This is a genomic window from Acinetobacter sp. WC-743 (assembly GCF_000335555.1).
GTDB classification, from domain to species: Bacteria; Pseudomonadota; Gammaproteobacteria; order Pseudomonadales; family Moraxellaceae; genus Acinetobacter; species Acinetobacter bereziniae.
The window spans coordinates 96,101-106,977 of the sequence record NZ_AMFQ01000152.1 but is presented as its reverse complement, the minus strand read 5'-3'; the positions used below and the strand labels follow the sequence as shown (position 1 = coordinate 106,977).

Genomic DNA, 10,877 nt, shown 5'->3' with positions numbered 1-10,877 from the left:
GCTTTTGCAGTTAAATAGACTGCGCCATTATCAGCAAGAATTGCTCCTCCATTGTCCACTAAACCTTTAAGAACCCCTTGATCCACTTGGTACTGGGTCAATGAACCATCTTGTAAAGCAAGCGTGACTTGACTAGCGGATGTTAAATGCGTAGTTCCATTTGGTGTGGTAATAGAACCTGTATTTTTAACATTCGGCGCAATCAGCGCCACTGTTCCACCTTTTAAAGTTTGAATAGTGCCATAATTTTCTATACTTGCATGACTATTGGCATCGCCTTTTAAAGTGAATTGACCATTTTGAATATCATGATCCGTAAGTGCTAACGTTGAAGCAACCAATCCCCCAACATTCACTTGAGCGGTTTTAGAGAAAACCACACCATTCGGATTGAGCAGAAACACCTGACCATTGGCATTTAAACGCCCCATAATTTGCGAAGCGTTACTGTCTAATACATGGTTAATTGCGACTGAAGATGCATTATTTTGGTTAAAATTGACTGTCGCATTTTGACCAATGTTAAAGCTGTTCCAATTGGTGCTCAGTGTTTGACTGCTTTGATTAATATTCAGGGTATGCCCATTTTGAGAAATCGTTGCCGAACCAGAATTAATCTGAGCGCCTGTCGGTAATTCGATATTTGAAATCGCTGCATGCACAGATAAAGGGAGTAAGGCTAATCCAAATAAAAACAAAGCTGATACTTTTTCAGCAATTCCGATTATTTTATTTTGATCATTCACTGTGCTTTGTGAAGGACTGTGGTTTTTTGCCAGTTCTGAGACAGCTTGCCAACAGCCAATTTTTTTATTCCAAATAACTTTGTAAATTTTATTCATAAGTATGTCCAAATGGTATTGTACGTAAATTAACCATTTAAACATAAGCACGCATAAAAAAAATAGACTTTTATAAATTTTTCTAAACAAATCATTGAATTATTTTTTATCAAAGTGAGACAATTTTTTAGCTTATGTTTGAATATTAAAAAATTGTCACACTTTAGAAAATCATAGAAAATGTCAATTTCGTCTCAATTCAATTTTTTTAAAATCCAAAAATTGTATAAACAAGCAAATTTAAAAAACTAATTTAAGCAAAAATTTGCTATTTAGGCACTGCGTTCATTAGTTGCTGCGAAATTATAAAAAATCGACGTAACTATTTTATTTTTAAATTAAAAATCAAGTAATTTTCAGCGCTATAAATACGCCTATTCAATAAAAAGATGAGATTTATTCATTTAATTTTTTCAAGTTCAATAAGAAAATTACTCATCTATTATCAACTTTGAATATAAAAGATCTTGCCTAACCCATTTATTGAAATTGAGATAAATAAAAAAAGCTGATCATCCTGTTAAACAAAACAGTTTTCTAAGCGATATTGGAGTAGGAAACAATTTGTGAAATTTATGAATTTTACCTAAACAATCAAGTGAAAATAAACATTCTATTTAGCACATACAAACGACTTATACGGTAGTGAACTCTTAGACTTTCAGTAGTACACATGTTGACATTTTCTAAGCTACCTATACGGTAGTGAACTCGGTGCGATGGCTTATATCGCTTTGGTAAGGTTTCTAAGCTACCTATACGGTAGTGAATGCTTGTTAGAGAATGATCAGATTATACGAAAGGTATTCTCTTGACGTCTCTCAGTGTACAAAACAGATAAAATAAATGATCGCGCTGAATTGAAAGTGAAAAAAGTGAATATGGTAATTGAAGAAGAAGAAGACAAACGCTGGATAGGATGTAGTTAACCTCATCTCTTTAAACAACAAAAAGCGCCCATGGGCGCTTTTTGTTGTGTTACAGTAACCTGCCCTAGTCATTGGGGCTAGGGTGACCTGTAACGGTGTTTCGTTACATTAATCCTTGGAGGTTTACGATGCGCTTTTGTCTAATCATCGTTGTCATCCTGTTATTGTTGTTGATTTCTCAATCAGCTCACTAACAGAATGCGTCGGGTAGTTACCGCTACTCGGCGTCTCCAAGCAAATAATAAAACAGAAATGAATATAAATCAAATTTTGAACAATTCAAATTACGAATGAAGAAATCTTTTTCTAAGCTACCTCTACGGTAGTGAACATGTATCTGAAACTTCAACCGATGCCATGAATTTTCTAAGCTACCTATACGGTAGTGAACTTTATTGTTTTGATCGTTGTTATTTATTGAAATTTCTAAACGACCTATACGGTAGTGAACCTCGCGCTTTGATATACATTGCCTGTGCTTCTTTTCTAAGCTACCTATACGGTAGTGAACGCAGTATTGTTCCCGACGTTACAACTCCAAAATTTCTAAGCTACCTATACGGTAGTGAACATAAAGCTGTACCCTCTAATTCTGCCGTTGTTTTTCTAAGCTACCTATACGGTAGTGAACGAACAGGCGCAGGGTTATATTCTGCACCTACATTTCTAAGCTACCTATACGGTAGTGAACTGAGGATATGGCAAACGACATTGCAAACGCTTTTTCTAAGCTACCTATACGGTAGTGAACTGGGAAAGATTACCTACATCTCATACAGCTATTTTCTAAGCTACCTATACGGTAGTGAACTGTGATTGTCTGCAGCTTGGTTTGTAGTCTTTTTTCTAAGCTACCTATACGGTAGTGAACTGTATTTTCACCCGAGATTGTAAGGGTGTACATTTTCTAAGCTACCTATACGGTAGTGAACTGTCGATCAAGCGACAAACACATGTACGCAATTTTCTAAGCTACCTATACGGTAGTGAACTTGTATCTGTATCAATCCCACAGAAGCTTAATTTTTCTAAGCTACCTATACGGTAGTGAACCTGTAAAATCCAAAGCAACCAATTGAGCCACTTTTCTAAGCTACCTATACGGTAGTGAACTACTATCTACGCTCATTTGCTTTTAGCCTTTTTTTCTAAGCTACCTATACGGTAGTGAACTAAAAGACCTTTAACCCATTCTTGAAGTCTTGTTTCTAAGCTACCTATACGGTAGTGAACTGAGATTCTACTTGATTGTTTGCAATTTGAACTTTTCTAAGCTACCTATACGGTAGTGAACTGTCTGATCCTGAGCTTATTAACTTTACTAAATTTCTAAGCTACCTATACGGTAGTGAACTATAATTTTAAAACAAAAAATAAAATAATAACAGTAAGTTAAACCTAAAAATCATCAAATGACCCAAGTTTTTACTTACAATTATAACTTATTGATTTTATTCAGTTGTTAAAGAGTTAAAAAATATTGGGGTAAAATTTTAGAATATTTGTTTGATTAATTAAGCCTATATACTCTAAATCAGCTACTTTTATCTTATCACTAAAAGATTTTCCAATATTCACACATGTTTTTAATGCCACTCATTTAATTTATCATTAGAAAATGAAGAAATCTTACATTTCATTATTTTCTTAGTAAAACAAACTTCACCACGTTTAATCGGTTTTGGTATTTTCATTATCTTAAACTCAAAAGCTTGACGTAATCTTGACGTAAATTATTCGGCTAGATCGGCTAATTTCACCATTTAAACCTAGTAGGCTGATATTATCACATATTATTATACGCATAAAAAAAGGGCTTTAAGCTACTGATTTCGCTTAAATCCCTTATTACATATACATCTAAATCTTGGTAGGTATATCCACTACCAAACAAAACAATAACTATCTGTTTTGTTTAATTATTTAAAATAATTTTTTCAATATGATACACATTATGATACAAATAAGAATTTCCTATAATCTGTACAATTCCGAGGGTCGAACTCAATTAAATAAACTAATATATTGTTTTAAAAGTAATTAATATATAACAAATCAAAAAAGGTACTGCCAAAGGTGCTCATTACTATTAGTAAAAACATGTAAATTTCAAATATGTAAACAAATAAGAATATTAACAACTCTTAACATACTTGAATAATTAAGAATTTAGGGTTCGACATCAAACGACTTAATTAATGAATTTATTTCATCATAGAGTGGAGTTATATAGATATCACTTCTTTAAGAGATAGTGCTATAACTAATGGTCAATTTGATCGCTATCAAATACCATTTCAAATGATTCAGACTATAGAAGAAAATCTTTAGATGAAATAAATCAAACAATTAAAAAATATTAGAGCATTTAATTCAAAAACTAGGTGCTGACTTGCAGCACCTTTTAACTATTATAGAATCGCTACCTTAGCTCTAGGCCCTCTAAAACTAAAACAAATAGATATTTTTAAAGGGTCACCTGGTCTCAAAGCCTCCCAATCTTCTTGATCTATCATTGCAGACTTATGGATATATATATTTCCAGTGTATTTGGATGTTTTAACAAACCCAAATTGATCATTAATAGTCACAATCAAACCATCATAAAAAACTTCTTCTCCATGAATATTTAAAATTGGACGTGAAGTTCTATTTTTAATTTTTGGTCTTATATTTGCTTGGGTCAAATCTTTGAATATTTTTAAAGCTTTTTCTTCACTCTGATAAACATATTCTAGACAAGCATGTAGAAATTTTGGTTCATAATTTGTATCATTTGATGAATAACATTTTTTTAAATAATTTATAGCTTGCTTATTGTATAAAATTTCATCTTCATCTATAAAAGAACAAGCCATTAAATAATTAATAGCACGATTATTAACATCATTTCTTAAAAAATTTAACATACATTTTCTTGCTTCAGCATAATTTTTTTTACTAATATAAAATTTTGCATAACGTTGTACAATATATACATTATCACTATTTTTTCTAAGTGCTTCTTTAATTTTCTCTATAGCACGAGGTGAGTTATTCATCTCTTTTGAGAAGTCATGTTCAAGTAATGTAAGTGTTTCATCATATGGAAATTTTTTAAATCCTGAGGACAAATTATTTTCAAAATCCCTTATAATTTCAACTAAATCATTCTCATTATCACAATCTTTAATTTCATCCAGTAAAACAAGACCCTTTGTATGATATGGCATTGATGTCTTAACTGAAGTCCTTATATTTTCATTTAATAATTTTAGGCTTAGATTTCTATACTTTATTTTTTCATGTCTGGAAGATACATTTAGAGCCAATCTTCTATATACATTTGCTTTAGTATGCTCTACAGTCCTCATATCATAATAACTATCACTATTATCAATTCTCTTCAAATATTCTAGAGCTAAATCATAATTTGGATTTGCATGATTAATTTCCAAAATGGCTCTTTGATGCAATATAAATGCACTATTTACCCCAATATCCTGTGCTACATTGAAAATTGAGTGTGCAAGTTTTTTATCATTAAACTCTTCGGCAAGTGCTCTACCTTTCAAAATACAATCTAGAGCTTTTGCATCAGTATCAAATCCTATATTTAAATATCTTATTATTTTTATTATCTGTTGTGCCTTATCTAATTCAGACATAAATGCTTGTTGAAAAACATGCTCTGCAATATGAGTATGTCTAGATGTATAAACAACATCATTTAAACGATAACTATGATAACTAACTACTAAAAGCTCAAGCGGTTGTAAAAATTTCTCTTTAAATTCCTCAAAATCAATTCCACTTAATCTTTTTACCATGCCTGCTCTTAGTTCAACTCCATGTCTATGCAGACAGCATATTCCCAAATATAAATCTTTTGCAGATCTATCATAAATACCCTCATATTCATCTTTTATAATTTCAGAAAACTCTTGCCCATAATGAGTAGCTTCTAATAACGTTACAAGTAATTGATTATTACTTTTCTCCTTAATAAATTTATATTTATCTTGATCTCCTAATTCTTTTAAGTTACCTTCAGCTTTAAATTCTTTCAACTTATCAATTAAGTTTCTGATTTCTATATCATTAAGATCTTTCAAACTAAAGAAACTTGGATTCAATTTATCTAATTTATTATCACTATTATTCCATTCATTACTTCTAGCTGTTCCGACTATAAATATTTTTGCACAAGCTTTTATTGAAAAATTTCTAATTTCTAATATTTCTTCTTGATGATCAAGAATATCATCTACAAAAATAATTATTGGTTCTTGTATTAATTTTATTAACTCAAAAATTAATTTAGTATTAAGTGATGATCCTTCTTTCAAATAAAAACAAAAATTACTAAATTTTGAAACACCGTTCCATGCAAGTCTTTTCAACAAAACACTTTTTCCACTACCAGCATATCCATTAATTATTAAAAAATTAAAAAAATGATTGGATATTTCAAAATTTTCAAATAATTCGATTTCTAAACTTCTTTCAATACTTCTTTGAAAGTCTAAATTTTTATCCAACCAACCAAACCCATGAGAGTTTCCTCTATAAAAAATATCAATATTATATTTATCAGATTCCGATTTTATATCATCATTCATTTCCATAAATATTAGCTGATTACATAGATAATTTTCTAACTCAGTACTCGGTCTATTGTCCGAAGGAATTATTTTAGAAATGACAGAATCATTTTTCAAAATATTATTTAAAGATAACAAACCATTGTTTTGTATAGATTGTATATCTGTTAAATAACTATGTAAGTTAGTGACTTTACATTCTAAATTTTTAGACTGCCAATAATTCTTATGTATTTCTTTCATAAAAGGATCTATCCAAATGTGACGCATACGATTTACGCCATCTTTTTCTAGATCATCTAGTATCCCAATTATATTCAAATCAGCCAAACCATATCCATAAAAAATCACTAGGTTACTAGTTAGACATTCTTTTAAATACTGATATAGACTAGATCTATTTTCCAAGTGCCTTCTATAATCACTGCTTGCTATAACTAAAGGAACTCTACTATCATTAGCTCTAGTAATACATCCATGAATTTTAATTAATGGCAACTTTTCTGGATTTACTATTACTTTTTGCAGTGAATCATTATCACTAATTATTTTTTCGACTCTTTGTAACGATGATTTATTTTCTTTAAATGCAGTTTCAATAGCTTCATCATAATTGGTTGTAAAAATGGCTTTCCATTTGAAATCAGTGATAAGCTTATGTTCCATTGTAGGCTCAAAATCACATACTAAATTCTTTATAAATTGATCAAAGTTTTCTCTTCCAGAAATCTGTATAGCCATAGTAGATGCAAAATCTAATGTTAAGGGATCAGATGTGTTACCTAGAAACTCCTCATTTATTTTTTGTAATAGTTCTCCACCTGTAAAACCTATTCTTTCATTTTTTTGATTTGTGCAATTATAAGAAGCGCCTGCACCTAAAAATAGTACAGCTTTACCTTCTAAAATTTGTCTTTCTGTATATTCCATCACTACCTCTTAAATGTAAAATTATTGTCTAATTGACTATGATATTAATTTTTCTATCAAATAACTATACTCAAAAAATAATAAAAATAAATGATAAATTATCTATCAATAGACTATAAAAATAAATTAAATGATAGTATTATCATAATACTTAAAAAAACATAGTTAAACGAGAAATGACAACTAGAATTTATGTACGTGCCAGTACCAAAGACCAAGATGCAGAAAGGGCATTAGATGATTTAAGAGAGTTTGCTAGATCCATAAAAGGTGATGTGAAAGAATATGTAGAGAATGAATCAGGTACAAAGCTAGATAGACCTGTTTTAAACAAATTATTAGATGATTCTAAGAATGGTGATACGTTGTTAGTTGAGAGTGTAGATAGGCTGTCTAGGCTTTCTCAAACCGATTTTGATGTATTGAAAGGACGTATAAAAGAAAAGGGATTAAAGCTAGTTGTAGCTGATCTGCCAACTACACATATGCTTATTAGCTCAAACGATACCATTACAAGCTCTATCCTAAACCTTGTAAACGACATGCTTATAGATTTATTGGCAACTATGGCTAGATTGGACAATGACAAACGTAGGGAGCGAATTAAGCAAGGTTTAGAGAGAAGCGGATATAAACCAAGTGGCAAGAAAGCTGATACAACAAAACATGATAGAATTAAAGAGTTAAATAATAAAGGTTTAACAAAAGAAGAAATAGCTAAAGCTGTGGATTGTGGTGTAGCTACTGTATATCGAGTATTGAAAGGATAAGATATGATTATTTGTAGTTTTGATTGGGGAGCTATAGGAAGTATTGCAGGAGCAATTGCAACTTTTATAGGTGCAGGAGTAGCTTTATTTATTTCATGGCAATGGAAGAAGCAAAAGAGATTAGAAAGTCTATCAAGTTTATCTAAAGATACCATTGTATTGCTATCAGATTCCTTATTTGTAAATACACAAATATCTATGTATATAGAGGATGTTAGCAATGGAAGGTCTGTTGAAAACGGAAAGATTAAAAAACTTAAAGAAGAATATGCTAAAAAAAATGATCTAGCTATTGGTTGTTATATAAATATTTTAACTAGCTTTACAAAAGATATGTCTGAGAATGAAATTAAAGAACTATCTTATCTTTCTGATATGTATTTCAATATAAAATCATTCATTGAGACCTATAATGAAAATTATACAAACAACTATATATCTCAATATCAAGGATTTGATATACAAATACATCATTGTATATCAATACTAATTAAGTATTATCATTATGATAAAGATGTATAGGCACACCGCACCTCAAACGGGAGAAAGGTAATAATAAATCTTCATAATCAATTGTTTTAAAAATAAAAAACGGCGTTATTACGCCGTTTTATTTTAACTCAACTGCATTGTACGTGAGTTTTCTTTCCAACTCTCATACCATTCAGAAATTTCTTGATAGTCATAATATACTGCTGATTGTCTATTTTTGCCATCTTTCATTGATTTTGGGAAACTTTGATCTTCTTTTTCCAATCGATTTAGCTTATCTCTACCTACCGACAACATTGTACATACTTCATTGATAGTTAGACGAAATTTTGGTATAAAAAAAATATTATTACTTACAATCGACGGCTCTTTTAATGTTTTCATTTTTTCTCCTCTTATTATTTTAATTGGCAATTTCATCAATATCAATACCATACAATTCTAAAAATCTAATACGCTTTTTATAAATTGTGGCTCTAGAATATAAATCATTAATACAGCTGTTTTTTGCAAGTAAATAAAATTTTCTATCCGCAGAGTCTTTTATATCTAGTAATTCATTGCGTTCTTTTATATTTGGTAATCTTAAATTGGTAAATTTCTCTGTAAAAAAATTATTTATTTGATTTAAATCTGACCATTGGTAACCATACTTCAAATTCCAATCCTTTAGTTGGTCATTAAGAATTCTTATTTCAGATCTTATCATCAACTCAGACAATGCAAATAATTCACGATTTGCTTTAATCATTGGATTTTGGTTACTTATTTCAGTGCCTTTATGATAGTACTGTAAATTCCAACGTGTACGACTTTCAAAACCAAAATAGCACCCGTTTTTAAAGATTTTTTTTGCTTTATATGGGTAAATGCCAAGTTTTTTTATATGATCTAAATACCTTAAAGCACTATTTTTATCGGAAAAAATTAAATCTTGTTTAACATCAACTCTATAAACTCTAAAATTACCTTTTCTTATATTTGATAACTGCTCTTCTGTTGGATCAATTAATCCTTTATCCTTTAAATCTTCAACAAACTTAACCACAAGAAAAATTAGATTTGAATCTCCAGTTATATTATGCCCATTAAGCCACTTAAAGATATTAGATTTTACAATGATTCTTTTACCATCTATTGAATTTAGTTGAATTAATTTTCCAAAATCTGAAAAAATATTTTTTGGCTTACTCTTTATGATAAAATTGCTTTCATCAATTTTCTTTATATCCTCAAAATTATTTACATATATATTTGAAAATATAATTGACCCATCTGATATTTTTGCTGGATCATGATTTACCTCAATATTAAAACTTATCCAATCAATTTCTATTTCTTTTCTAATAAAGTTCATAAATTCTCCTTATTTTATTGTTTTTTGTATAAAAATAATCTACATAAAAATTTATTTAATTATTTTTAATTAATCCGAAAAATTAATCAAAAAAATAACTAATATGGAATATATTTTGCAAGATTAAATTACTGAATAGTTTTTACTTAAAATTTTAAATTAAAGAATATAAAAAGTATAATTTTTTAATTTAATTATATTTTTATTTTAAATAAATGTATAATTAATTATTATTTTAATTTTATACAAATGTGGTCTTAACATTAACTACTATGTATAGTTTATTACAAAAGACACTATAAAGTCAACATAAATTTTCTCAACCATACCAGAAGACCTGTTTTGAATACTCAAAAAAAGGTCTTCTTAAATATTCTTACTTAACGTGCTACTCCACCAAATTTATAATTTCCATAATTTGTTTTTACCTCAACCTCTCTTACATAGTTCGCATCACAGCTAATTGGTAACTCAATTAAACGTCCGAAATTCAAATTTGCAGGTAATTTTTTATTATGATCATAATTCCCGATACTACAATTATTCCCACGATTTATAATCACATCATTTACAAGAACCTCATCTGCCTTAGATTGAATCACGATGTTATAAGCTATTTTTCCATAAACATCCGTATTAAACTTATTTACATTAAATGTCACTTCAACAGGCTCTCCTTCTAATAGTTGCTTTACTGGGTTAGCAACGCCTTTATCTTCAAATGCCTTTATTTGCTCGGTAGAATTAGTCAAATCCTCAGAGTGTTCATCAGCTAATGCTGTTGCGCCTTCATCTGCCGATGTTGTCGCCATGTTACTTTCATTACTTGTTAAGTCACTACATGCTGATGTTATACATAAGACTGTTAAAACAATACCGCAGACAAATTCTCTTCTAATCATGTTCAACCCTTCTCAAAAGTTCTCTAAATTAATTTTTGACTACCAATTGAAATCTTATAAATATTTCAATTT

Annotated in this window: 7 protein-coding genes and 1 CRISPR repeat array; of the genes, 2 read left to right on the top strand and 5 right to left on the bottom strand. The window is 29.6% G+C overall.

Translation table 11 applies throughout. The annotated features are described in order from the left end of the window. On the bottom strand, positions 1-842 hold an 842-nt coding region (locus tag ACINWC743_RS23470; RefSeq protein ID WP_009587243.1), incomplete at its 3' end, for a filamentous hemagglutinin N-terminal domain-containing protein. Between the two features lie 1,231 nt (positions 843-2,073). Continuing rightward, positions 2,074-3,125: a CRISPR direct-repeat array (repeat unit 28 nt; unit sequence TTTCTAAGCTACCTATACGGTAGTGAAC). A gap of 1,057 nt (positions 3,126-4,182) precedes the next feature. After that, positions 4,183-7,284 (bottom strand): SIR2 family protein, encoded by a 3,102-nt coding sequence (locus ACINWC743_RS23465; protein WP_009587272.1) that lies wholly within the window; start codon positions 7,282-7,284, stop codon positions 4,183-4,185. Between the two features lie 176 nt (positions 7,285-7,460). On the opposite strand from ACINWC743_RS23465, the gene ACINWC743_RS23460 reads away from it, so the two are divergent. Beyond that, entirely contained in the window at positions 7,461-8,054 is a 594-nt protein-coding gene (locus ACINWC743_RS23460) for a recombinase family protein (protein ID WP_009587245.1), read from the top strand. 3 nt (positions 8,055-8,057) lie between these two features. Continuing rightward, positions 8,058-8,576, top strand: a complete 519-nt coding sequence (locus ACINWC743_RS23625; RefSeq protein WP_052012589.1) for a hypothetical protein — start codon at positions 8,058-8,060, stop codon at positions 8,574-8,576. A 93-nt stretch (positions 8,577-8,669) separates the two neighbouring features. On the opposite strand, the gene ACINWC743_RS23450 is transcribed toward ACINWC743_RS23625, so the two are convergent. The 3 genes from ACINWC743_RS23450 to ACINWC743_RS23440 all read right to left on the bottom strand — a co-directional run bounded on the left by ACINWC743_RS23450 (position 8,670) and on the right by ACINWC743_RS23440 (position 10,805). Continuing rightward, a complete protein-coding gene (locus tag ACINWC743_RS23450; protein WP_052012590.1) occupies positions 8,670-8,930 on the bottom strand; it encodes an AlpA family phage regulatory protein in 261 nt (86 codons plus the stop codon). Between the two features lie 19 nt (positions 8,931-8,949). Continuing rightward, positions 8,950-9,903, bottom strand: coding sequence for a phage/plasmid replication protein, II/X family (locus ACINWC743_RS23445; RefSeq protein ID WP_009587229.1), 954 nt, complete (start codon positions 9,901-9,903; stop codon positions 8,950-8,952). A gap of 380 nt (positions 9,904-10,283) precedes the next feature. Further along, on the bottom strand, positions 10,284-10,805 hold the full coding sequence (locus ACINWC743_RS23440; protein WP_035301624.1) for a hypothetical protein: 522 nt from the start codon (positions 10,803-10,805) through the stop codon (positions 10,284-10,286). Positions 10,806-10,877: the final 72 nt, after the last annotated feature.